Source organism: Flavobacterium sp. KKT103 (assembly GCF_055640565.1).
Window position 1 is genome coordinate 3,362,458 of the sequence record NZ_CM145766.1, and the last position, 25,601, is coordinate 3,388,058.

The window sequence follows — 25,601 nt, forward strand, 5'->3', positions numbered from 1 at the left end:
TCGTAGTTTTACATTTTAATTTTGTACAAGACTAGGTGAAAAAAATTACTTTTAACATTCTCCCCATACCTGCTGTTCTTTTTGCTATAATCAGTGTTCAATCAGGAGCTGCCATTGCGAAAACACTTTTTCCTGCACTTGGCGCAGCGGCAACTGCTTCCTTGCGTATCGGAATTTCAGCTTTATTACTATGGCTAGTTTACAGACCCAATTTATTGAAGATAACTAGTCCACAATGGAAAGTGGTCATTCCTTACGGATTATCCTTAGGCGCAATGAACTTGATATTTTATTTAGCCATAGAACGCATTCCTATAGGATTAGCGGTTACATTAGAGTTTATAGGTCCGCTAGTCGTTGCGGTTTTAGGTTCAAAGAGAATATTAGATTATTTATGGGTTCTTTTAGCAGCAGCAGGAATCGTTTTAATAGCACCCTGGTCTGATAATGGTGTAGATCTTTTGGGTGTTTTATTTGCCTTACTTGCAGGCGCACTGTGGGCTGCTTACATTGTATTAGGCGGAAAGATATCTAAAATAATGAAAGGCGGCGAAGCGGTTGCAGTAGGAATGCTTTTTGCAACTTTATTAATAGTACCCTTTGGAATTTTAGGTAACGGATTTCAGCATATGATTCCTAACTTTTTATATCTAGGTATTGCACTTGCTCTACTGTCCAGCGCTATTCCGTTTACACTCGAAATGCAAGCATTAGGACAATTACCGGCGCGCACTTTTAGTATCTTAATGAGTTTAGAGCCTGCGGCAGCCTCAGTTTGCGGTCTGCTTTTTTTACAGGAATATTTGACACCTAACGAAATTATAGCGGTGATTTGCGTAGTTATCGCATCCGTTGGGTCAACAATGACCTCTAAACTCAAAAAAAGAGATTCATTGGTAAAAAAGGAGATTTGATAGGTGTTTTACAGATTATCTAAAAAAAGTTTTGGTCCTATACATATAGCTTGGCATTTAATAAATTTGTATCTTAGCTAAAATACTATTAAAATCATTAATTAATAAGAGACACTATTATGAAAAATGCTACTATTATGGGCTTATTCCTAGCTGTTATAGGACTGACCAGTTGTAAAAATGATGCCAGTAAAAAAGCAGACGAAGCTACGAAAGCGGCAATCGAAACCCCTGTGAGTACTGAATGCTATAAAGCCATTTACGAGCAAGACACTCTTAATCTAAAAATTAATACACTGAAAGAAGGTAAAATTACTGGTGATCTCGAGATGAAAATCGAAAATATGCCAACAAAATTAGGTCAAATTGTGGGAGAATTTCGTGGAGATACCTTATTTGCAAGCTATACTTTTATTCAAGGTAGTAATGAAAAAAAGACCTTTAAAAACCCGATGGCTTTTTTGAAAAGCGGCGATGAACTAATTTTAGGTAATGGGAAAATCGAATTCTCATTAGGTGCTTCTTATTTTGCAAAAGGAGAACCAATTGATTTTGAAAATGTAAAATACAAATTCACGACTACCGAGTGTATCGAAAAATAAAGATAATACTCTTATAAAACAACAAATCCCTACCGAATTCGGCAGGGATTTGTCGTTTATAGCAAAAGGTATTTTCCTCTAATTGGATTGCATCCTATTAGAAAATACTATTTTTATTTTTCTAAAGTACGTTGGAAAAACTCATAGGTTCGCAGCATTTGATCCATGCGTTGGCGGTTATCTCCATTTCTTGTAATTTCGTGCGTCGCTCCAGGATGAACTACAAACTCAACAGGGCGATCTAAAACTTTTAAGCTTCTAAATAGCATTTCGGCCTGAATAAAACCCGTTCTTCTGTCGTTTCCACCGTGAAAAATTATAAAGGGAGTGGTTATGTTTTGCACATAGTTTATAGGCGATTCCCTTGCTAAAATTTCTTTTACTTTCGGTTCCCAAGGATATCCTCCAAAATAGTTAGGCACCAATCTCCAGGCATTACCTTCTCCAAAAAAGGTGTTTAAGTCATAGACTCCTCGTTGTGCGCATGCGGCTCTAAATCGGTTATCGTGACTAATAATCCAAGCGGTAAGATAGCCCGCATACGACCCTCCTGTGATGAATAGCTTCGATTTATCTGCCCATCCTTCAGCAACTGTTTTATCTAGAGCAGTTAAAACATCGCTTGAAGGTCCTGTTCCCCAATCGTTAATATTGGCTCTCAAGAAATCCAATCCGTAACCTCCAGAACCTCTTGGATTGCTATAAACCACTCCATACCCTTTACTACAAAAATATTGGTATTCGTGCCACATACTCGCCTCTCCCGGTCCCCACATTGCTGAAGGTCCGCCATGAATTTCTAAAAGCAATGGATATTTTTGATCGGTTTTAAAGTTGGAAGGAGGCATTACCCAATATTCTACTGCCATACCTTGTTCATTGGTAAAGGTCTTTTTAGTTGGGAATGATAATTTTTTAGAGAGAACCCAATCATTAAAATTACTTGATTTTTGTTCTTTCTTACCATTAGCATCGGCAAAATACAATTCGGAAGGATTGCTAACTTGAGTTTTAGAAAAAACTAGTGTATTATTATTTACATCAAAGCTAGTTATCCCCGCGTCTACGGTGGATAAAACTTCAATTTTTTTAGTTGCAATATTTAATTTGTGTAATACATTACCACCATTCATTTGAGCAGTGAAATATAAAAACTTGTCATCTTTACTCCAAGTAAGATCGGAAATATTGCGATCAAAAGGAACTGTTACAATGTCCTTTAAAGTTCCATCAATGGGCATTAGGGATAAAGTAGGTATGGTAACAAATGAGGTAGTACTTGCTAAAAACACGATCCACTTACCTGAATTTGACACAGTAGCTCCGCTTAACCTTTTACCAGCTTCTCCCAATAACATTTTAAAATTACTACCATTGGCATCCACCATAAAAATCTCAGTTTCTTGTGATCGATCTGCATTTTCAACCTCATCTACATCACCTGATAAAATAATTTGCTTGCCATCAGGGGTGTAATCAGCCGTACTAAAACTATAAAACCCTTTTGTAATCTCTTTTGGTTCGGTATTGTTCCCAATACTTACTTCAAAAAAATGATTAAAATTGATGTCCGAAGACAAATTCGTTTCACTTTGAAAATTAAGTTTGTTCAATACCAAAGCCTTTTTGTCATCAGCATTTTTCTCTAAGAAAGCTCTAATTTCTGATAACGAACCATTGGGATTTGGTTTTGCAGTAGAGGCGCTTACATGTTCATTTTTTTCGAAACCTGGTTTCTCCATTTTCCAAGTCGGAATTGATTTAGCTGGATTCAAAATTGAGTCGCGTACAAGATCTTTCAGTGGAATACTAGCTGAAAATAATATGCTATTTCCATCAGGTGACCATTTGGGATTCGCTGCCTCATATCTGAATTTTGTAATTTGTTTGGCTTCACCGCCCTCCATTGATAATAGAAAAATTTGCATTTTCTCACCAACTACACGACTAAATGCAATTGTTTTTCCATCAGGACTCCAAACAGGCCTAGTTGCACTATCAGTTCCATAGGTTAATTGCTTTGGTGCACCTTTTCCGGTGGTGCTTACCGTATAAATATGTGTTTTGTATTTATAATCAATTTTACTTTTATCGTCCTCTTCAATTGAGGTGACTGTAAAGGCAGCTAGCTTAGCATCGGGACTTAAACTGACATTGTTCACCGTTTTTATTTTCAACATATCGGTAAGCAAAACAGGTTCTGTACCGTTTTGAGCCACAATAAACTGCAGTTGAAACAAAAACAATAACGCGATAATTTTTTTCATATTTTAGTTGTTTTTAGGTAATAAATCAGCATTTATAGCATCAAAAAATGAAACTATACAGTAAATATATAAATGTTTGCGGAAACAACCGTATGGACCTTGTACGAATTCCTTCTTTAGCCGCATCAACTCGTTCTATAATAAATACTAAGAAAGATTTAAGCATAAAAAAACCGCCTAATCCAAAAGGAAGGGCGGTCTAGTTATGAGCTGACGTTTATTTACAAAATATAATCAGTGGTAATGAAATTAGATTCAGCACTATTTAACAATGCTTGTAAAATTTCGTTGTTGTATTCATTGTCTTTTGATGCTACAAATGTTCTAATTGAAAACGAACGCAATGCATCGTGGATACTTAAAGTTCCTACTGCGGAGTCCTTACGTCCAGTAAATGGATAAATATCGGGTCCTCTTTGACATGAACTGTTTAGGTTCACACGACACACTAAATTCACTAAAGTATCAATTAGTGGAGCCAATGTTTTGATATCTTTTCCAAACAAACTTACTTGCTGACCATAATTAGACTCTGCCATATCGTTCAAGGGCTCTTGAATATCATTAAAAGTCAAAATAGGTACCACTGGTCCAAATTGCTCTTCATGATACACACGCATCTCCTTGTTAATAGGATACAAAACTGCTGGGAAGATGTAATTTGCGCTGTGCTCTCCTCCTTTTTCGTTTATGACTTTAGCTCCATGTTTAACCGCATCATCAATTAATTCTTGGATGTAGGCTGGTTTCTCTTTTTCTGGCAGTGGCGTTAACATCACTCCTTTTTCCCAAGGATTACCAAAAGTCAATGCATCCACTTTTGCTGCAAAGCGCTTATTGAATTCCACTGCTATATTTTCATGAACGTACAAAACCTTTAAAGCGGTACAACGCTGTCCGTTAAATGACAAGGTACCAGCAATACATTCCTGAATTGCTAAATCAAGATCCGCATCCGGTAATATGATCGCGGGGTTTTTGGCCTCGAGCCCTAAAATTAAACGCAGTCTATTTTTATTTGGGTGTTGGTCTTGTAATGCTATTGCTGATTTACTATTTCCAATCAAAGCCAATACAGTTACTTTTCCGGATGCCATTATTGGCGAAGCTACTTCTCGACCTCTACCGTAAACAACATTGATGACACCAGCAGGAAAACTATTTCGGAAGGCTTCCATCAAAGGAGATAGTAACAAGACACCATGCTTTGCTGGTTTAAACACCACTGTATTCCCCATGATCAAGGCTGGAATTAGCAAAGCAAAGGTTTCGTTTAGAGGATAATTATACGGTCCTAAACACAATACAACACCTAATGGACCACGACGCACCATGGCATTCACACCTTGACTCTTGGTGAATTTAGCGCTATCACGATCTAACTTTTTATAGTCTTCGATTGTATCATAAATGTATTCGACCGTTCGATCAAACTCTTTTTGTGAATCACCCAAAGATTTTCCAATCTCCCACATTAAAAATTTCACTACCTCATCGCGAGTTCCTTCCATTTGAACTACAAAACGAGTCATACATTTAATACGATCTTTAACGCTCATAGTAGGCCACAACCCTTGACCGTTATTGTAGGCAGCATCAGCGGCATGAACCGCTTCTAGGCCTTCTTTTTCGCCCATAAAAGGAATAGATCCTAAGATAGTTGGTATGTACTCTTCAGCAGAAGAAATGGTTGAGAAAACAGGAGAAGTTTGCCCTTCCCATTTCTTTAATTCTCCATTTAGTAAGTAGGTATCTTGATTTAATAAATCTTTAATTTGAAATTCTTCTGGAATGATATTCATTTTATTTCGTTTAGTTAATTAAAAAAAGAGGCTTGCGCCTCTTCTATTTATGGTTGTACCACTTCACCTTCCCATGCTAGCATTCCGCCAGTCAGGTTGTATGCATTTTCAATTCCTATTTCGTTCAATAGTTCACATGCTTTTCCGCTGCGAGCTCCAGAACGACAATATACATAGTAATTTTTAGTTTTATCTAGCTGTTCAATAGCATCTATAAAAGCCTGACCTTGATGAATGTCTATAATTTTAGCATTTTCAATGATACCATCGTTGCATTCCTCTTCAGTTCGTACGTCTAATAGTACCGCATTTTCATCCGCATTAAGTTGCGCAATCCAATCTTCTTGTGATAAGTTCATAGTTCTCTTTTTTGTAAAAATACGAAGATTTTGGGTAAGTTAGAAACGCTACAATACGAATTAAATAATTTTTAAGAGAAAACGATTTCGACCACTACTAATAATCAGCATTTTATAAATTGTTTTAACAATTATCAAAAATAGTCTACAAAAACGATAGGATAATTGCTAATACAATAATTATCAAAAGGCAAAAGGATTTACCAAACTGCTTTCAAATCCAACTTAAATGAGAACCTTATTTACTGTATATTTACACTAAATCTGTCGAAAAAATAAAAAAATTAGAAGATGCTAGAAATCATAAGCGACTTATTTCCCACTTTTTCAAAAGAGCTATCGAATGAAATACAAGCATATGCCAAAATTCATAGCTTTAAAGCAGGCGAAGTAATCATGCGAACAGGTCAATACATTAACAACACCATGCTACTGACCAAAGGCCAAATAAAAATTTATCGAGAGGGTGAAAATGGTGGAGAATTTTTTATGTATTACATTCAACCAGGGCAAGCTTGCGCCGTATCAATGATTTGCGCTAGTAAAAGTCAGGTTAGTCATATCATGGCAAAAGCGGTAGAGGATATTGAACTTATCATGGTACCACTTACCCTGATGGAGAAATGGATGATGGAACATCGCTCTTGGTATGAATTTGTTTTATTTACCTATCGAACACGTTTTGAGGAAGTCTTAGAGGTTGTCGATAACATTGCTTTTAGAGCGATGGATGAACGACTAGAATTTTATTTAAAACGACATGCCGACGCTTGTAAATGCCGCGATCTGCTATTTTCGCACCAAGATATTGCCACCGAATTGAATACCTCCAGAGAAGTTATTTCTCGCCTATTAAAAAAAATGGAGCAAAGAGGATTAGTGCTTTTACATCGCAACCACATCGAACTCCTGCACTAAATTGTGTTTGTGTGACAATTGTTACTGTATACCGCTGAGATACATGCAACCTTTGTAAAAAAAAGTAGAAATGGAATATATAGGTTATTTGGCATCAATTATTATTGGTCTTTCTCTAGGACTCATTGGTGGTGGGGGTTCTATTCTTGCTGTTCCAATCTTGGTTTATTTGTTTAAAATAAGTCCCGAGCAATCGACAACCTATTCTTTATTTGTTGTAGGATTCACAGCTATGATAGGTTCCATTGGACATTATAAATTAGGTAATTTAAAAATGAAGTCAGCGGTAATTTTTGCTGTCCCATCCATAATTTCTCTTTTATTCATTCGAAAAATAATGCTACCATTGCTGCCTTCAACACTTGCAACCGTAGATAGTTTTGTCATAACCAAGGATTTATTAATTATGGTCGTCTTTGCTTTTCTTATGATTGCAACCTCGTATTCAATGATAAAAAAATCAAAAAAACCCATTGAATCTCCTGAAATTAATTTCGTTAAACTAGGAATCGTTGGCTTGTTGGTTGGTTTGATAATAGGCTTTTTAGGTGCAGGTGGCGGCTTTTTAATCATTCCAGCACTCCTGTTTTTTGGAAATCTACCTATGAAACAAGCCATTGGGACTTCCCTATTTATCATCTTTATTAATTCGATGATTGGCTTTACTGGCGATATTATTGGCGGTATTGAAGTAGATTATACTTTTCTTGGCATAATTTCGTCCATGGCCATATTAGGATTAGCAATTGGTACTTACCTATCCAAAAAAATAGACGGTCGTAAGCTAAAGCCCGCATTTGGTTGGTTTGTACTCGTAATGGGGATTTATATTATTGCCAAAGAGTTACTATTTTAGTACCAGAATTGAGTACCTTTTGAAAAGGTCCTATCTGCAATTATCAACACTCGAAAATAGAATAGAAATAAAAATAGGCTTTGAAAAATTCAAAGCCTATTTTTATTTAATCAACTGCTACCTTATAAGTTGGATCTTCTATAATATTGACTTCGATCACTTCTTCGGCATTGTGTAAAAGCTGGCGGCAATCAGCACTTAGGTGTCTTAGATGTACCTTTTTATGAATCTTTGCATAACGTTCTGTAATTTTGTTTAAAGCATCAATCGCACTCATATCGGCTATTTTACTTTCTTTAAAATCGATAATAACTTCCTTTGGATCATTTACAATATCAAATTTTTCAGCGAACGCAGTGGTTGAACCAAAAAATAATGGTCCATATATTTCATAATGCTTCACTCCATTGTCATCTATGTACTTCTTGGCACGAATACGCTTGGCGCTTTCCCATGCAAAGACAAGAGCTGATATAATTACACCTATTAATACGGCTAAAGCCAAATTGTGCAACATAATGGTTATGATAGCAACTAAAATTCCAACAAAAATATCGTGCTTAGGCATTTTATTGATAATTCGGAAACTAATCCATTCAAAGGTACCAATGGCAACCATAACCATTACTCCTACTAAAGCGGCAATTGGTAATTTTTCGATAACAGGAGCTCCAAATAGGATTATAATTAAAATGGTAAATGCTGCAACGATTCCTGACAAACGGGCTCTTGAACCAGCAGAAAGATTAACTAGAGTTTGCGCAATCATAGGGCAACCACCCATACCAAAGAAAAAACCATTTAAAATATTAGCACTTCCTTGTGCAATGCATTCTCTATTGCCTTTTCCCTTGGTACCTGTAATTTCATCTACTAAATTCAAAGTCAATAAGCCTTCGGTAAGACCTACAGATGCCATTATTAAAGCATAAGGAAAAATTAATTGTAGTGTTTCAAAAGTTAAAGGAATATTTGGAATATGAAAAGGTGGAAAACCACCACTAATCGAAGCAATATCCGCTACTGTTTTAGTTTGTATTCCCAATCCTAAGACCAAACCAAACACTATGAGTATCGCTACCAAAGAGGCCGGAATTGCTTTTGAGACCTTCGGAAATAATAGCACAACAGCGATTGTTAATGCGACAAGCCCAATCATAATGTATAATGGATTCCCAGATAACCAAACTGTCTCCCCATTTACAATAGTTTTAAACTGCTCTAATTGAGACATAAAAATAATGATAGCTAAGCCGTTTACAAAACCGAACATTACGGGCTGTGGAACTAACCGAATGAATTTACCTAATTTAAATAGTCCTACTAAAATTTGGATTAGACCGGCTAAAGCGACCGCTGCAAAAACATATTCTAATCCGTTTGATTTCATTAAAGCAATCAAAACAATCACTGTTGCTCCCGCGCCTCCGGAGACCAATCCAGGTCTACCACCAAAAATAGCGGTTACAAGTCCCATAATAAAAGCAGCATATAGTCCTACTAATGGTGGAAAACCTGCTAAAATTGCAAACGAAAGTGATTCAGGAATCATAGTCATAGCAACGGTTAAGCCTGCTAAGATTTCTGTTTTAAAGTTTACTTTTTGTGAAAAATCAAATAAGTTAAAATACTGTTTCATTTGTAGAATTAAAAGCTTTGAAAAAAAAGACGAGTGCGTAATAGCTGGATTACTACTGTTTACTACCATAATACAATGGTAAAATAAACAGCTTCAAAGGCATAACTAGACACTAAAATAGAAGTTTTCCCGATATCCAACTGCAAATGTATATCTTTTAAATTGACGGTCAAAGTGAAGTAGTCAAACTGCTCAACAAACGGTTTTATACATAAATACTTATTGATTTATTCAATTTACTGATTTATCTATTTTTTACGGAGACTTTTTGTTAATAATTTTAACAATTTGTTAATACTATCTATCATAATAAGATGTGATAATGAATATATTTACGGTCGATTAATTTATACCTCAACTATGAAGCAATTTTACTTAAAAAGACAGTCATTTTTTATTGCTGTATTCTCTCTATTAAGTGTCATTTCGTTTGGTCAAATTCCCTCTTATTACAACGGAACCAACATTACCCAAAATGGAAACACTTTAAAAACTAGCCTTGCTACCTTAATAAGTCGCAATACCATAAATTTAAACTACACTCCTGGAGTATGGGATGCTTTAAAGCAAACCGACTTAGATCCAACTGATCCTACTAAGGTATTGTTGATTTATGGTTACAATGATACCGATACCGATATCACAAATGATAGAACTCGAGCAAAAGATGCTAACGGGGGAAATCAAGGAAATTGGAACAGAGAGCATGTTTATGCACGATCATTAGGTAATCCTAATTTAGGTAGTGAAGGACCTGGAAGTGATGCGCACCATTTGCGTGCATCGGACATTACTTTAAATGCTACAAGAAACAACTACCCTTTTGGAGCTGGAACTGGAAATTCTAAATTAATTAACGGAACTTACTGGTATCCAGGTGATGAATGGAAAGGTGATGTAGCTCGAATGGTAATGTATATGTATGTGCGTTATGGTAATCAATGTTTACCCAATGTGATTGCTGTGGGACCACAAACTTTTAGTACTGATATCCCTGATGTGCTTTTACAGTGGAATGCTGAAGATCCAGTATCTCAAGTAGAGCTTAATAGAAATACAATTTTGGAGGGTGTGCAAGGTAATCGTAATCCTTTTATTGACAATCCCGCCTTTGCAACAGCTATATGGGGCGGACCTCAAGCGCAAAATAGATTTGATGGTAGTGTTCAAATTGATACTCAAGCTCCAACTGTACCAGCAACACTTTTTGCTACAAACACTACAGCTACTGGTACTTCATTAAGTTGGGTACAATCTACAGATAATGTTGGGGTTTTAGGATACCGAATCTATAACGGAACCGTATTAATAGCATCTTCATCAACAGCAAATTATGTTTTCACAGATTTAGTTGCTAACACTAATTATACTTTTTCGGTAAAAGCATTTGATGCTGCAGGAAATATTTCAGGTAGTAGTAATAGTGTAGCGGTTAAAACGTTGGCTGGTACACCACCGCCCGCTCCAACAACCTCAGTCGTTTTTATTAACGAAATTCACTACGATAATGTGGGAACAGATGTAGGTGAGGGAGTAGAAATCGCTGGAACAGCAGGTACTGATTTAACAGGATGGACAATTGTTCCGTACAATGGAGCGATAGGTTCTGGCGCAACGTATACTCCAATTGGAACATTATCAGGTACAATCCCTAATCAATCAAATGGTTTTGGAACTGTTTTCGTTGCAATTGCTGGTTTACAAAACGGATCTCCTGATGGTATAGCTCTTGTAGATGCTACAGGTAAAGCAGTGCAGTTTTTAAGCTATGAAGGAGTATTTGTTGCTACAAACGGTCCTGCCAACGGTATGACTAGTATTGATATTGGAGTTGTAGAAAACGGTACAGAAGCTGTTGGTTTATCTTTACAATTAAAAGGAAAAGGGACCCAATACAGTGATTTTACTTGGCAAGCTATGACCGCAAGTAGCTATGGAGCTATCAATGTTGGACAGTCTTTTTCGACCATCAAAATTCCTTTAACTGCTCCTGCAAATGCTGTGGCTACAAATACTACCGCAACGACCACTACCCTATCTTGGGATACAGTAGCTGCCGCAGTATCTTATGAAATTTATGATGGAACCACATTAGTTGCAGCTACAACAAGCACTACGTTCACTTTTACTGCTTTAACTGCAAATACTGACTATAATTTTACAGTAGTAGCTTTAGATGCTGATGATAACACATCCGCAGCTAGCAATACTGTGGCTGTAAAAACCTTGAATAATAGTATACCTGTAACGGCGGGGGCTGTGTTTATAAATGAAATTCACTATGATAACGCAGGTGCTGACATTGAGGAAGGTGTCGAAATTGCTGGAATCGCTGGAATCGATGTGACAGGATGGAAAATTATTCCTTATAACGGTGCTGACGGTAAAACGTACAATCCTGTGGGAACTTTATCAGGCATTATACCAAATCAATTAAACGGTTACGGTACTATATCAGTAGCTATTCCTGGACTTCAAAACGGTTCTCCTGATGGTGTAGCCTTGGTTGATGCTAATAATAATGTAATTCAATTCTTGAGTTATGAAGGTAGTTTTACGGCTACTAACGGACCAGCGATTGGTAAGACTAGTATTGACATTGGAATTGCAGAAGCGAGTACGGCAACAGTTGGAAATTCACTTCAGTTAATTGGCCGAGGAACAAAATATAGCGATTTTACTTGGGAGGCTGCGGTAAGCACCTTTGGTAAAACCAATAAAGGACAAAAATTTGGTGATTTAATATTCATCAATGAAATTCATTACGATAACGCTGGAACAGATGTTGGTGAAGGAGTAGAAATAGCTGGATATGCCGGTATTAATTTAACAGGATGGAGCCTTGTTCCTTACAATGGATCTGACGGAAAAAGTTACACTCCAATTATAAACCTATCTGGTGTTATAACAGATCAATTAAATGGCTACGGAACTGTTTTTAGCCCTATCCCTAATCTACAAAACGGATCTCCTGACGGAATCGCATTAGTAGATCCAAATGGAAAAGTAATTCAGTTTTTAAGTTACGAAGGTAGTTTTACTGCTACCAATGGACCAGCGATTGGATTAACAAGTACTGATATAGGTATTGCTGAAGCCAGCACTGCACTTTTAGGAACTTCACTTCAATTAACGGGAGCAGGGTTTACTTATGCTGATTTTACTTGGCAAGCCGCAAATTCTACTTACGGAGCTATTAACAAAGGACAGTTTTTTGGAAATGCAAGCGAAATAATTGTAGTATTACCAATTGCTGAGGCTAGAGCAAAAGCCGATGGAGAAATTGTAACTGTGACAGGAACATTGACTGTTTCAGACCAATTTGCAGGTAGCGCATACATTCAAGATGCCACAGGTGCGATTGCTGTATTTGACAAAACAGTTCATGGTGCGGGCTTGTTCAAAATAGGAGATTCTGTTACTATCACGGGAACAAGAAGTACTTTTACAGGTCAAGTTCAAATTAGTCCGGTAAGTGCTGTAACTAACAACGGACCTTCAAGTAATCCAATACAGGTTAAAACAATTACGTTAAACGAAATGGTAAACCACCCAGCGGAGTTGGTTCGAATTGTAAACACTACTTTCCCTAAGCCAGGAGAAATGATGTTTGGAAACTCTAGTATCAATATTACTGATGCTAGTGGAACGGCTCAATTGCGTTTAGACGCAGATGTAAGTGAACTTGTAGGCTTTGCACAACCTGCAAACTGCAATGAGATTATAGGTGTTGTTTCAAATTATTTCGCTACCCAGCAAATACTCCCAAGAATGAGAACAGACTTCCCATGTGCTAATAAGTACCAACAAACAGGAAGTGACTTGAGTATTTCAATGGATAAAACTTTTGATGTAGCAACTTGGAACGTAGCCTGGTTTGGTGATGAAACAAATTCACCAGCAAAAGGAAAACCAAATTCAGATGCGATCCAAAAAGAAGCTGTTAAAAATGTATTGCAGCAACTTGACGCTGATATCTACGCTGTAGAAGAAGTATCTGATGATGTACTTTTCGCTCAAATGGTTAGTGAAATGAACGATTATAGTTTTGTTTTATCAGAAGCGACCTCATATCCTAGCGATAACACTAGTCCAAAGCAGAAAGTAGGTTTTATTTACAAAAATAAAACAGTGAAACCAGTGAAAACTAAAGTTTTATTGGAAACAATTCATCCATTTTACAATGGAGGTAGTACAACTGCTATAGCGAATTATCCAGATGCTGATAAATCAAGATTTTTTGCTAGTGGAAGATTACCTTTTATGATGATCGCTGACGTAACCATTGGTGGAGAAACCAAACAGATTAACATAATTGACTTACATGCCAGAGCCAATACAAGCGGCGGTGAACAAGGTAAGTATGACATGCGTAAATTTGACGTCGAAGTATTGAAAGACACACTAGATGCTCAGTATCCGACTGCAAACTTGATATTGTTAGGGGATTATAACGATGATGTAGACTTTACTGTATCGAATGTTCCAACAACAGTCTCGACTTTTGACGCTTATGTAAAGGACACTGCTCGATATAGAATTCTGACTAAAACATTAAGCGAACAAGGATTTAGATCGTATGCAACTTTTGAAAACATGATTGATCATATTACGGTATCTAATGAACTAGCCGACCTTTATATTGACGGATCAGCAAGAGTTCATTATGAGTTTTTTGATGCTAATTATACCAAAACAGCTTCAGATCACTTCCCTGTTTCAGCAAGATTGCAACTAAAGGCACTAACATTAGGTGCTATAACTTCCACCAATGTAACGTGCAAAGGTGAGGCCAATGGAACAGCAAAAGTAACTGTATCAGGCGGAATCGCTCCTTATGTTTACACTTGGAGTACAGGAGCAAAAACAAGCGAATTGACAGGTCTAAATCCGGGACAATATTCGGTTGAAATTACAGATGCTTTAAACAATAAAAAAACAGCTAGTTTTACGATCACTGAACCTACGTTACTTTCAATTCCAACTACTGCTAATGCAACAGTATATTATGGGTACGCTAAAAATGCGTGTACTACACTCGCTGCAGGAGAGGTAACTGGAGGTGTTAAACCGTATACCTACGAATGGAGTAATGGAGCAAAAACTCCAAGTATAACTGTTTGTCCGGAGACTACAACTACTTATACTTTAATAGTAAAAGACGCCAATGGTTGTATATCTGCTACGGAAAAAACAGTGACAGTAATCGACGTGAAATGCGGAAATAACCCGAAAAACCCTAAAGTAGAGATCTGTCATAATGGAAAAACAATTTGCATTGATGAAAATGCAGTTGCAAGCCATTTAGCGCATGGCGATACACTTGGTAATTGTTCCGCACAAATTGATCAAAGAACAACTTTTACGGATGTTGTTATATACCCAAATCCTTTTGTGAATACTGTTACTGTTACTGTTGACAGTTTAATAAATGTAAAAGTTGAACTTGTAGTTTACAATTTTAATGGACAAGTAATGCAACAAACTTCACATGATGTAAAAAGTGGTAATTCTGATCTAATTCTAACATTATCAAACTTAGCAAAAGGAAATTATTTCTTGAAAACAATTGTGAATGGTAAAGTACAAGATGTAAAGTTCTTAATTAAAAAGTAAAATTTACTTCCCTACTATTTTTAAATAATTAAATTCAAACCGCCAAAAGCAATTTTGGCGGTTTTTTTATTACAAAAATTTTTATAAAAATTACAGCCCCTATGTGAACTGAAGTACCACCACGCTTCAAAAAAAACACAAAACAGAACCATAGGACATTTTAAAGCACTATCAAGTAACAATAATACATTTACAATAAAAATACTTTAATGTTGTGGATTGAGCACAATTGCCCATCGATAAGAGCAAAATATGATAAAAAAATCAATTTCGTTTTAAAAATCAAACCCATTAATAGTCAGTTAAATAAAACATTTACTATCGATCCAATCACAATCAAACAATTGACCAAAATAACTCATATACAAATAGTTAGTTGTGTTTAAATTTAATTCTTGACATATTTTTACAATTACGGATAACCTCAAAATATTTTATTACCTTGTAGTCATTTTAGTGGTAAAAAAAAATCAGGACTGACATGATCCCATTTTTTACCGATTAAAAACGAATCAAAGTATATTCAAGTCGTAAAGTAGTAATAATGAGTAACCCTAAGAAACAGCTTTTAGAGTACATAAAAAATGATGAATCAATTTTTGATTTCATTCAGCAATGGGCTATCGATGGATTGCACTTTAAAAATGCTTTAAATCCAAAAGAGCAATGGATTAATCCAAGACTTTGGCTTAATTTAGGTTATGAGTCCGAAGTTTTTTATACCGCAACCAAAAGCACTCAAAAACAAATAAAACCCTTAGGTATAGATACTGCTAGTGATGAACAAGGCATAGTTTATCTTCAGCACAATGACGGTACAAAGATTGCCATGCAATGTAAAAGCAGAGTGATCAAAAATAATCAAGGAACTCCCCTTGCTTATATCAACTGCTATACAAAGTCAAAACTAAACAATAACGAAAAAAAATACCTTAAAAAACTAAAAAAGCAAGAAGAGTTCCTTGAAAAATCAAATGAGGCAGCTTTAATTGGGTATTGGGATTTAAACATTGTAAAAGCAAAGCTGGAATGGAGCCACATAACCAAGATAATTCACGAGGCAGAGGTGGATTTTGAACCCGATGTAGCAACAGCGTTAAACTTTTATTTAGAAGGAGATTCCCGAAATACAATCGAAGAAGCCTTTGGCAATTGTGTTACTGCAGGTACTCCATTTAATTTAGAGCTTCAAATAGTTACTTTACAAAAAAACATTAAATGGGTACGATCAATAGGTCAAGCCATTTTTTCAAAAGGGGTTTGTAAAAGAGTATATGGCACATTTCAAGATATTACCGTCGTAAAAGAAGCTAGCCTAGCCTTAGAACAAGAAAAAGAAAAACTACAAAGCATAATCCAGTCCACTAATTCTGGCACTTGGCAATGGAACATCCAAACGGATGAAACGGTGCACAACGAAATTTGGGCTGCAATATTAGGGTATACACTTGATGAAATAGCCCCAGTAACTACTGAAAAGTGGCAAAGTTTAATTCATCCTGATGACTTGCAACATACTAATTCAAAAATGCAAGACTGCTTTGATAAAAAATTAGAATACTACGAGGCCGAATACCGCCTCAAACATAAAGATGGGAGTTGGATTTGGGTGCTTGATAAAGGAAAAATAATTAGTTGGACTCCTGATGGTAAACCACTATTGATGTATGGAATTCATACCGACATCACCGAACAAAAAAAATCCATACGTCGCAATTTACTTTTCATTAGGCATACTCCAACCGCGATAGCTATGTTGGATACTAACATGAAGTATTTAGCTGCGTCTAAAAAATGGCAAGAGGACTATAACTTAACCGACAAAGAAATCATTGGCACATCGCATTATGAATTATTTCCAGAAATAAGCGATGAATGGAAAGAAATACACGCAAACTGCCTTCTTGGCCAATCAGAAGAAAAAGACGAAGAAAAATTTGTAAGAGCAGATGGCAGTGTGCAATGGATTTCTTGGTCTGTAAAACCGTGGTATAATGATAACGGAACGGTTGGAGGACTTTTAATGTTTACATCTGATATCACCGCTAGAAAAAAGACCGAGGAACAGTTAAAAATCAGCGAGCAAACTTTTAGAGAAAATTTTGAAAATGCTGCCATCGGAATGGCTTTTCTTGATAAAACGGGCAAATGGCTTAAGGTCAATCAGCGATTATGTGAAATGCTTAATTATTCATCAGAGGAGTTGCTCACTAAAACGTTTCAAGACATTACGCATCCAGACGATCTTAATTTAGACTTAGAACTACTAAAAGAGCTAATTCACAGAAAAAGGTCGTATTACCACATGGAAAAACGATATTTTTCAAAAAATAACGAAATCATAAACATCATTTTAGGGGTATCGGCAGCAAGAGGAGAAGACGACGAAATTTTATATTTCATTTCTCAAATTATAGATATCACGGCTCAAAAGAAAGCGGAGCAACAATTAGAGGACAATAATTCTAAAATGAAAGCGCTATTTGAAGCGAGTACCCAAGTAGCCTTGATTGAAACTGATGTATTTGGTCTCATCCGGACTTTTAACAAAGGAGCTGAAAACCTTCTAGGGTATAACAAAGACGAAATACTACATGTGGAAACTCCCGCAATCATTCACCTTACCTCAGAAGTTGAAGAAAGATCAAGAGAAATTCAGGAGAAAAATAATGAAATCGTTCAAGGCTTTGACGTTTTTACCTACGGTGCCAATAAAAATGAATTTGATACCCGCGAATGGACATATGTAAAAAAAGATGGTACTCAATTTCCCGTGCAACTTACAGTAACATCTGTAAAAAAGGATAATGTAGTGAATGGTTATTTAGGTATAGCGACTGACATTAGTTATATCAAAAAAACAGAAAAAGAAATTCAGTCTTTACTAGAAGTTACCAAAGACCAAAACGAACGGTTGAAAAACTTTGCTCATATCGTATCGCACAATTTACGATCACACTCCGGTAATATTGCCATGATGCTAGATTTATATGTACAGGAATATCCTGAGCTTGAAAGCAATCAATTTATTGAAATGCTTACGATGGCCTCCAGTAACTTAAAAAACACGATTACTCATTTAAATGAAGTTGTCTTAATGAATACCGCAACAAGCGAAAATTTACAAGACGTCAATTTAAATGATTTTATGGAACAAACCATTAAAAATGTAGCAGGTCTTGCAATGCATGCTCAAATTGAAATCATTAACACAATTGATGATTCTTTAAACATACAGGTCATCCCTGCTTATTTAGAAAGTATTTTGTTAAATTTTGTAACAAATGGTATAAAGTATAAGTCTAATAAGGTTGATAGCTTCATCAAAGTATACACTACCACCGAAGACGAGTACATTGTATTGCACGTAGAAGACAATGGAATAGGGATTGATTTGAAGAAGAATCGTGACAAATTATTTGGAATGTACAAAACATTTCACAATAATAAAGATGCCAGGGGAATTGGACTTTTTATTAGTAAGAATCAGGTAGAAGCCATGAATGGTAAGATTGAAGTCGAAAGCGAAGTCAACGTTGGAACCACGTTTAAAATATATTTTAACTATGAAAAGAATTAACATAGCCTGCATTATAGATGACGATCCCATCTTTGTTTTTGGTACAAAAAGAATCATGCAATTATCAAATTTTAGCGAAAGTGTAATCGTTTACGAAAACGGAAAAGAGGCTTATGACAAGTTAAAAAACACTATTTTAGCTAATGAACCTCAGCCCGACGTGATTTTTCTCGACTTAAACATGCCTGTTTGGGATGGTTGGCAGTTTTTAGAAGAGTTTACTAAAATTCCTAACGACTATCCTATTACTATTTATATTATTACTAGCTCAGTTGATCCCGCTGATGTCGAAAAAGCTAAAAAATACGACGAAGTAAATAGATACATTGTTAAACCAATTACCAATGGTGAGCTGCAAAAAATTCTAGAAAATCACAATCAAATTTAGTATTTAGTAGTTGATTTCATTTGTGTGATTTTCCTATAAAAAACACTTTTATTGCTCAAAATAATGAAACAGAACTTTTTAGTGTACAAAACTAAACCTTCTCAATATTACTTCAATTAAATTGAAAAGGAACTAAAGCATGAACTAAATTGCTCGATAAATAATTAAACGAAAATAGTATCCTAAGTAACTACTAGTAATTTCAAAAAAATTCCATCAATACTTATAATAATGATTTAATTCCAGTAAAAACTAGAGTAATGACGCCTCAACTCATGAAATAATTTTTACTCACAAATTTATTTTGATCTAAAAAACAGCAGTAAGTCCGTAAAAAAAAGTCAAGTTTACAACAATAAATAGTACATTTACCCCTAAAAACATGGAATATACTAGACTTGAAAAACGAATAAACACCTATTGCTTACTAAATTAAAAATTAGAAGAATCAGTAAAATTTACAACAACCTATTTTATTCTTTTAAAGCAGCAGTTTATTTTGTATTTTGAGCCTGAAATACAACCCAAATAAAAGATTTCTATCAAAACGCTAGTGGAAATCTACAAAATCACAAAAAAATTTTTATGACCATCATAATTGCACTTTGTCTTTTACTTCTTATTGCCTATTTATTCGATTTAACTGCCTCCCGTACTCAAATACCTTCAGTAATATTATTGCTTGTTTTAGGATGGTTTGTTCGAGAAACAACACTATTACTGGATATCGAACTGCCTGATTTAAGCGCTACCTTGCCAATTTTAGGTACTATTGGATTAATATTGATCGTATTAGAAGGTTCATTAGAATTAGAACTTAATAAATCAAAGGTCTTATTGATAAAAAAATCATCCTTAGGGGCTTTTTTACCGCTGATTGTATTAGCATTTTCCTTAGCTTATATGTTACATTATTATGGTGGCTATTCTTTCAAGGATTGTTTAACAAATGCGATTCCGTTTTGTGTTATCAGTAGTGCAATTGCTATTCCGAGTGTGCGAAATTTAACTAAAAACCAAAAAGAATTTATTATTTACGAAAGCAGTTTATCGGATATTTTTGGTGTAATCTTCTTTAATTTTGTTGCTTTTAATGCTACTTTTGGATTAGAAACGTTTGGATACTTTTGCCTTGAGATCCTTATAATAGTTGTGATTTCATTTGTGGCAACTATCTTATTATCATTTTTACTGAATAAAATTGACCATCACATCAAGTTCGTACCCATCATTTTATTAATAATTTTGATCTACGAGGTTTCTAAAATCTTCCACCTTCCGGCTCTAATCTTTATTTTAGTTTTTGGATTATCAATAGGGAATTTAGATGAATTAAAAGGGTATCAATGGACACAACGGTTTCGTTTGGATTTACTAAATAAAGAGGTTGCTAAATTTAAAGAGCTAATAATTGAAGCGACCTTTTTAGTACGCGCCTTATTCTTCTTACTATTTGGTTACTTAATTAAAACGGCTGAGATAATCAATACCGATACGCTGGGATGGGCTGCGATTATTGTTGCTATTCTTTTTATACTGAGATTCATACAATTGAAAATCTCTAAAATACCGCTATCTCCGCTCCTTTTTGTGGCTCCAAGAGGTTTGATAACCATTTTATTGTTTTTATCAATTACCCCTGAACACACCATTGATATTGTGAATAAGTCCCTTATAATTCAGGTTATTTTACTAACTGCCATTATAATGATGATTGGACTAATGGTAACTGCAAAAAGAAGAGAAACACTCTTAAGCAAGAGACGACGAGAGCAAGAAGAAGCTATCTTAGACTAAATTTTATGAAAAATCCGTTAAAAAGTAATGTACTTTCTAACGGATTTTTTTATTTCCTATTGTCAACATAAAATTAATTCAAGATCAAACTAATTTTAAAAACAATGCTGCTTTTCTTTAATAATCGAACCAAAAAGAACCACCTTTTACATTATCAAAGGTAAAAGCTTTTAAATCGATTGTAAAGCACTAATTAATTGATCGATATCTGCTTTAGTATTGAACTGACTAAACGAAATGCGCAAGCTCGGTTTATTTACATCTTCTATTGTAAGCATTTGTTCCAAAACATGCGATGGTCTGATGCTACCACTTTGACAGGCACTACCTCGCGAAACTGCAACCCCTTTCATATCTAAATGAAATAAAATCATTGCCGTCTTATCACTGGAAAAAGGAAGCATTACATTTAACATAGTGTAAAACCCGTCTCTACTACCATTAATTTGATAACCAGTAAAATGAATATCTAATTGGGATAGCAAGTACGCTCGTAAACCTAAAATATAGTTCTTATCCTGCTCTAGATTTTCATAAGATAGTGATAAGGCCTTCGCCATACCCGCAATTTGATGCAAAGCCTCAGTTCCTGCACGCACTCCTTTTTCTTGCTCTCCACCATGAAAAAGAGGTTGTAATCCCGAATTCTTTCGAACAAAAGCAAAACCAACTCCTTTAGGTCCGTGAAACTTGTGCGCACTGGCAACGATAAAATCAGCGGGAATTACTTGTAAATCGATAGGCGTTTTACCAATTGCTTGTACCGTATCCGAGTGAAAAAGTACTTGATGCTCCTTGCATATCACTCCTACTCTTTCAAGATCTAAAACGGTTCCTATTTCATTATTAACATGCATTAAGCTAACTAATGTCTTCACCTCCTGAGCTAACAATTCCACTAGATTAGTCAAATCTATTGCTCCATTTGGTTTAACCGAAACAAAATCAACTTGAATCCCAAACTCCTTTTGCAAAGCTAAAACCGTTTCTAAAACGGCATGGTGCTCAATTTTAGTAGTTATAATTCGTTTCACTTTTAAATCTACTACGGCTGATCTAAGGATCCAGTTATTCGATTCGGTTCCACCCGAAGTAAAAATGATTTCTTGAGCTGAAACATTAAAATGCTTAGCAATTGATTTTCTAGACAACTCCAAAATACTCTTGGCATTTCTTCCAAAACTATGAGTAGACGAAGGATTACCATAATCATTGGTCATTACCTTAGTCATTTCATCAATCACCAAGGGATGAATTGCTGTAGTGGCTGCATTATCTAAATATACTTTACTCATGGATAGGTATTAAAGGTTCAAAATTGAAATCAACATCAAAAATTAAAGTTTGAATACGATTTCAATCTGGGGCAAAGATAGTGATTTCAGTTCTTTTTGTTGGATCGCATCAACAGTACAACTGCGTCGTTTTTCATATTTAATAACTAATAAATTGTTAAAATAACCAATTTTAGGTACTACTGCATTTGATACCACTTAAAAATTCTATTTTTGTTACAAATATAAAAAACATGAAAAGAGTTATAGGTTTATTATGTATTGCCTTCGCAATCAACAGTTGTGATGATGGTAACTTAATACAAGAAAATATTAGTTTCGAAGATATCGAAGCTACAGAAAGTTGTACAAATGGTATAATTTACAAATTAAAAGACAAAGAAGCGCTACTTCTAGATATTCCGGCAACTACATTCACCAATGAAACGTCTACTACAACGCTTGAAATTAATACTACAAACAGAGTAATTTATCGCTTTTATAACGGCGTAGTTACTTCAAGCACTATTTGCGAAACTATTCCGCCAGCATCGCCTATTGTAACAGACCAATGGACAGCTACCAAAGGCCAAATAGTGATAACCACCAGCGCTAACAAAGAAACCAATACTACAACCAATGGTACTACCATAACTGGGTACAATCATAATATCGTTTTGAAAAATGTGACTTTTGAAAAAAGCAATGGAGACCAAAAGTACGAAACATTTCTCTTTGGAGATTACAAAACCACCGCTACAACCTTGCCTTTTTTATTCGATCAAACCTTAGATAAATGCAGTACATCTAATCAAGTTTACAACTTTACAAGTAGCGAAGCGATGCAACTTAATATCGATCCTAGTCTGATTGCAAATGCAGTTACTCCCTTGAATACACCCAGAACCGGGCTAATATCAGCTACCACTAACAGCTTAACTTATCGTTTATTTACCGGTGGAGTTTTGACCAATAGCTACTTTTGTAACACCTTTACTCCAACGAGTCCAACAGTGAGTCAAGAGTGGAATGCAGTTGCCGGAGTAAGTGGCGCAAGTGGTATTATTGAGGTCACAACAACTACTAGTGGACCTACTACTTTTAAGCATACAATTGTATTAAAAAAGGTAACTTTCAAGAAGGGAAATAATGACTTTTTACTAGGAGATATTTATGTTTTTGGCGACCTCTTAACCACCAATTAAACGGTAAAAAAAACGCCTCCAAATCATCAAAAAAAAAGCGCTCATTTGTACAAACAAATGAGCGCTTTTTTATTGACTAAAACGTCTAGTTATCGACTACTTTGTTTGATAAAAACCTCGGTAGCACCTTGACCATATTTTTGATAATTGGCCTCTTTAAAATCAATATTATCGTACCTGCCTAGCAAGAAATCAAGCTCGGCTTTCAAGACGCCTTCGCCAACTCCATGAATAAAAACAATCTTGGGGATCCTGTTTTTTATCGCAAATTCAATATGGCGTTTAGCAGTTTCGGATTGTAAAGTCAGAATATCATAATTTGACATTCCGCGTTTATTAGGAACTAATTTTTCGATGTGTAAATCGAATTCTGGTACCGAAACTTCGTGCTTATCTTTACGTTCTTTTACAAAACTACGTGGTTTTGGAATCTCTTTTTCCTTTTTTATTTCATCTATATTAATTCTTTTAATAGAATCCATTAAATTACTGGAATCGTTTATCTTAAGCAACTCGTTGACAAAAAATGTCATCACGAATCCATCCTCTGTTTCAATGGTTACTTCTTCTCCTTTGGTAGCAATTACGATTCCGTTTACCGCCTCATCTAGTACTGAAACTTTATCTCCTTTATTGATCATCATCTTCTTCTTTTTCTTGGTTCTTACTTGGTGTTTTGGCACTCAGTTGCATCATTCCATACATAAAAACAACAATAGCAACTACCGTTACATAGACATTTTTATCGGGACTCACCTGCTCATAAAAAGCAACAATGATCGCAACAACCATTATTAAAATTACAATTTTCTTCATTTCTATTTGTATCAGATTCCAAAAGTAACAAATTTAAAATTGGCTTCGTTTTTAATCAAAAAAGGTTTCTAAATATTTTGTAATTTTAGACCAAAATAAATAGCTTGAATTTAGAAAAATACATGTTGCCTTGCTTAAGCAAAACACTCTTTGGAATGGAGTGTTTGGGTTGTGGTTTTCAGCGGTCACTCCTACTCCTTTTGGCAGGAGATTTTGAGCGTTCTTTTCAAATGTATCCCGCCATTTTTACCTCCTTATTTTTCCTTCTTTCCATTCCTTTTCATTTCCTTTTTAAACGTATTTTTTCTCAAAAATTAGTTTTGATTTTAGGGATGATCAATGTTGTTTTCATGATTGCGGGATACATTTTTAAGCATCATTAGTGCTCCTGAAAAAATATTTTCAATAGGATATGAGGTTCCTGTATTTTCAAAAGTGCAGCGCATCGGGATCGATAAAATTCCGTTTGGCATCATTATCGAAAATCTCAAACCTAATCCAATTTCCAATAAACTTCATAGGTCTCAAAAAACGAAAAATCATTATGCTTCCAATGATTACCCTTTCATAGAAAAGCGCCTAAAATCAGAATCGACAATTGAATCAATATTAAAAAGAGTTCGGTATCTTTGTTTCACTCTGTAATAAAAAAAGAAGCATCTGCCATTCCTGCCACCACTAAATTAAATAACGGGCTCAATGACCGATGGAATACTTATTGTTTGAATAAAAAGAGCACCATTTTCAATTTCTACTAACATTTCAACCCCATAATCATGACAAAAGATCTGATTATTAAAAATATTGGTTTATTAAAAAGCCACTCGACAATTAATTACAGTATCAAAACAAAGACAGAAGTTTTTACTGAGAAATTATTCTACACTTTATTCGATAGTAATGCCCCTTTACAACAAAGTATTGACGAATTAGAAAAACAATTCAAGGACATATCAGCTATCGCTTGCAAAAAACCGAATGCTCTTTGTGATTCGTATTGGGATAGCTTTCTTGAAAAACTACCCTCAGTTCTTGAAAAGCTCAATCAAGATGCAACTTATATTCTCAAGAACGATCCTGCTTCCAACAGCATCGAAGAAGTTTATTTGGCCTACCCTGGATTTTATGCTATTGCAATCTATAGATTGAGTCATGAGTTGTACAAGCTAGACTTGCTGCTATTTTCTAGGCTCATGAGTGAGTATGCGCATCGCATCACAGGAACGGATATCCATGCAGGTGCCCAAATTGCATCGCCATTTTTCATTGATCATGCCACCGGAATCGTAATTGGCGAGACCGCTGTGATTGCTAAAAATGTCAAAATCTACCAAGGAGTTACGCTTGGAGCACTTAGTGTAAGCAAGGATATGAAGGATGAAAAAAGACATCCAACAGTAGAAGAAGACGTATGTATTTATGCAAATGCAACCATTCTTGGCGGAACTACCGTTATTGGTCGCAAAAGCATCATTGGAGGAAATGCCTGGGTAACCAAATCCATTCCTGCAAAATCTATGGTTTTAAACACCACAACAACAGAAGTAAAAATTAAAGAGATCAAATAA

General features: G+C 35.4%; 19 protein-coding genes. 12 read left to right on the forward strand and 7 right to left on the reverse strand.

Annotated elements, in window-relative coordinates; translation table 11 throughout:
* The first annotated feature begins 35 nt into the window (after positions 1-35).
* Positions 36-914 (forward strand): EamA family transporter, encoded by an 879-nt coding sequence (locus tag ACZ2G0_RS14400; RefSeq protein WP_470308210.1) that lies wholly within the window; start codon positions 36-38, stop codon positions 912-914.
* 119 nt (positions 915-1,033) lie between these two features.
* Positions 1,034-1,516, forward strand: a complete 483-nt coding sequence (locus tag ACZ2G0_RS14405; protein WP_470308211.1) for a hypothetical protein — start codon at positions 1,034-1,036, stop codon at positions 1,514-1,516.
* A gap of 113 nt (positions 1,517-1,629) precedes the next feature.
* Here ACZ2G0_RS14405 and ACZ2G0_RS14410 read toward each other — a convergent pair whose 3' ends face one another.
* Positions 1,630-3,783 (reverse strand): S9 family peptidase, encoded by a 2,154-nt coding sequence (locus ACZ2G0_RS14410; protein WP_470308212.1) that lies wholly within the window; start codon positions 3,781-3,783, stop codon positions 1,630-1,632.
* A gap of 47 nt (positions 3,784-3,830) precedes the next feature.
* Here ACZ2G0_RS14410 and ACZ2G0_RS14415 point away from each other — a divergent pair, with 47 nt between their 5' ends.
* Positions 3,831-3,986, forward strand: coding sequence for a hypothetical protein (locus tag ACZ2G0_RS14415; protein ID WP_470308213.1), 156 nt, complete (start codon positions 3,831-3,833; stop codon positions 3,984-3,986).
* An 18-nt stretch (positions 3,987-4,004) separates the two neighbouring features.
* Here the strand turns inward: ACZ2G0_RS14415 and ACZ2G0_RS14420 are convergent, their stop codons facing one another.
* Both ACZ2G0_RS14420 and ACZ2G0_RS14425 read right to left on the reverse strand, forming a co-directional pair.
* A complete protein-coding gene (locus ACZ2G0_RS14420) occupies positions 4,005-5,585 on the reverse strand; it encodes an NADP-dependent glyceraldehyde-3-phosphate dehydrogenase (RefSeq protein ID WP_470308214.1) in 1,581 nt (526 codons plus the stop codon).
* Positions 5,586-5,632: 47 nt separating this feature from the next.
* A complete protein-coding gene (locus tag ACZ2G0_RS14425) occupies positions 5,633-5,944 on the reverse strand; it encodes a rhodanese-like domain-containing protein (protein ID WP_470308215.1) in 312 nt (103 codons plus the stop codon).
* Between the two features lie 291 nt (positions 5,945-6,235).
* Between ACZ2G0_RS14425 and ACZ2G0_RS14430 the strand changes: the two genes are divergently transcribed.
* Both ACZ2G0_RS14430 and ACZ2G0_RS14435 read left to right on the forward strand, forming a co-directional pair.
* A complete protein-coding gene (locus ACZ2G0_RS14430) occupies positions 6,236-6,862 on the forward strand; it encodes a Crp/Fnr family transcriptional regulator (protein ID WP_470308216.1) in 627 nt (208 codons plus the stop codon).
* A 70-nt stretch (positions 6,863-6,932) separates the two neighbouring features.
* Positions 6,933-7,718, forward strand: coding sequence for a sulfite exporter TauE/SafE family protein (locus ACZ2G0_RS14435; protein WP_470308217.1), 786 nt, complete (start codon positions 6,933-6,935; stop codon positions 7,716-7,718).
* A gap of 106 nt (positions 7,719-7,824) precedes the next feature.
* On the opposite strand, the gene ACZ2G0_RS14440 is transcribed toward ACZ2G0_RS14435, so the two are convergent.
* A complete protein-coding gene (locus tag ACZ2G0_RS14440; RefSeq protein ID WP_470308218.1) occupies positions 7,825-9,357 on the reverse strand; it encodes a SulP family inorganic anion transporter in 1,533 nt (510 codons plus the stop codon).
* 360 nt (positions 9,358-9,717) lie between these two features.
* Here ACZ2G0_RS14440 and ACZ2G0_RS14445 point away from each other — a divergent pair, with 360 nt between their 5' ends.
* The 4 genes from ACZ2G0_RS14445 (at position 9,718) to ACZ2G0_RS14460 (ending at position 20,738) form a co-directional block, all read left to right on the forward strand.
* Positions 9,718-14,973, forward strand: coding sequence for an endonuclease (locus ACZ2G0_RS14445; protein ID WP_470308219.1), 5,256 nt, complete (start codon positions 9,718-9,720; stop codon positions 14,971-14,973).
* Between the two features lie 544 nt (positions 14,974-15,517).
* Complete coding sequence (locus tag ACZ2G0_RS14450) at positions 15,518-18,553, forward strand: PAS domain-containing protein (RefSeq protein WP_470308220.1); 3,036 nt, start codon at positions 15,518-15,520, stop codon at positions 18,551-18,553.
* The gene (locus ACZ2G0_RS14455; protein ID WP_470308221.1) at positions 18,540-18,941 is read left to right on the forward strand and encodes a response regulator; all 402 of its coding nucleotides are present in this window, start codon (positions 18,540-18,542) and stop codon (positions 18,939-18,941) included. The genes ACZ2G0_RS14450 and ACZ2G0_RS14455 overlap by 14 nt, the downstream gene beginning before the upstream one ends.
* A 585-nt stretch (positions 18,942-19,526) precedes the next feature.
* Positions 19,527-20,738, forward strand: coding sequence for a cation:proton antiporter (locus ACZ2G0_RS14460; RefSeq protein ID WP_470308222.1), 1,212 nt, complete (start codon positions 19,527-19,529; stop codon positions 20,736-20,738).
* A 170-nt stretch (positions 20,739-20,908) separates the two neighbouring features.
* On the opposite strand, the gene ACZ2G0_RS14465 is transcribed toward ACZ2G0_RS14460, so the two are convergent.
* A complete protein-coding gene (locus tag ACZ2G0_RS14465; protein WP_470308223.1) occupies positions 20,909-22,033 on the reverse strand; it encodes a cysteine desulfurase family protein in 1,125 nt (374 codons plus the stop codon).
* A gap of 233 nt (positions 22,034-22,266) precedes the next feature.
* Here ACZ2G0_RS14465 and ACZ2G0_RS14470 point away from each other — a divergent pair, with 233 nt between their 5' ends.
* On the forward strand, positions 22,267-23,217 hold the full coding sequence (locus tag ACZ2G0_RS14470) for a hypothetical protein (RefSeq protein WP_470308224.1): 951 nt from the start codon (positions 22,267-22,269) through the stop codon (positions 23,215-23,217).
* A gap of 89 nt (positions 23,218-23,306) precedes the next feature.
* Here the strand turns inward: ACZ2G0_RS14470 and ACZ2G0_RS14475 are convergent, their stop codons facing one another.
* The gene (locus tag ACZ2G0_RS14475; RefSeq protein WP_470309852.1) at positions 23,307-23,858 is read right to left on the reverse strand and encodes a Smr/MutS family protein; all 552 of its coding nucleotides are present in this window, start codon (positions 23,856-23,858) and stop codon (positions 23,307-23,309) included.
* Complete coding sequence (locus tag ACZ2G0_RS14480; RefSeq protein WP_470308225.1) at positions 23,848-24,033, reverse strand: hypothetical protein; 186 nt, start codon at positions 24,031-24,033, stop codon at positions 23,848-23,850. The genes ACZ2G0_RS14475 and ACZ2G0_RS14480 overlap by 11 nt, the downstream gene beginning before the upstream one ends.
* A gap of 104 nt (positions 24,034-24,137) precedes the next feature.
* On the opposite strand from ACZ2G0_RS14480, the gene ACZ2G0_RS14485 reads away from it, so the two are divergent.
* Both ACZ2G0_RS14485 and epsC read left to right on the forward strand, forming a co-directional pair.
* Positions 24,138-24,416 (forward strand): DUF2752 domain-containing protein, encoded by a 279-nt coding sequence (locus tag ACZ2G0_RS14485; RefSeq protein ID WP_470308226.1) that lies wholly within the window; start codon positions 24,138-24,140, stop codon positions 24,414-24,416.
* Between the two features lie 393 nt (positions 24,417-24,809).
* Positions 24,810-25,601: a serine O-acetyltransferase EpsC gene (epsC, locus tag ACZ2G0_RS14490; protein ID WP_470308227.1), complete on the forward strand. Its 792-nt coding sequence runs from the start codon at positions 24,810-24,812 to the stop codon at positions 25,599-25,601.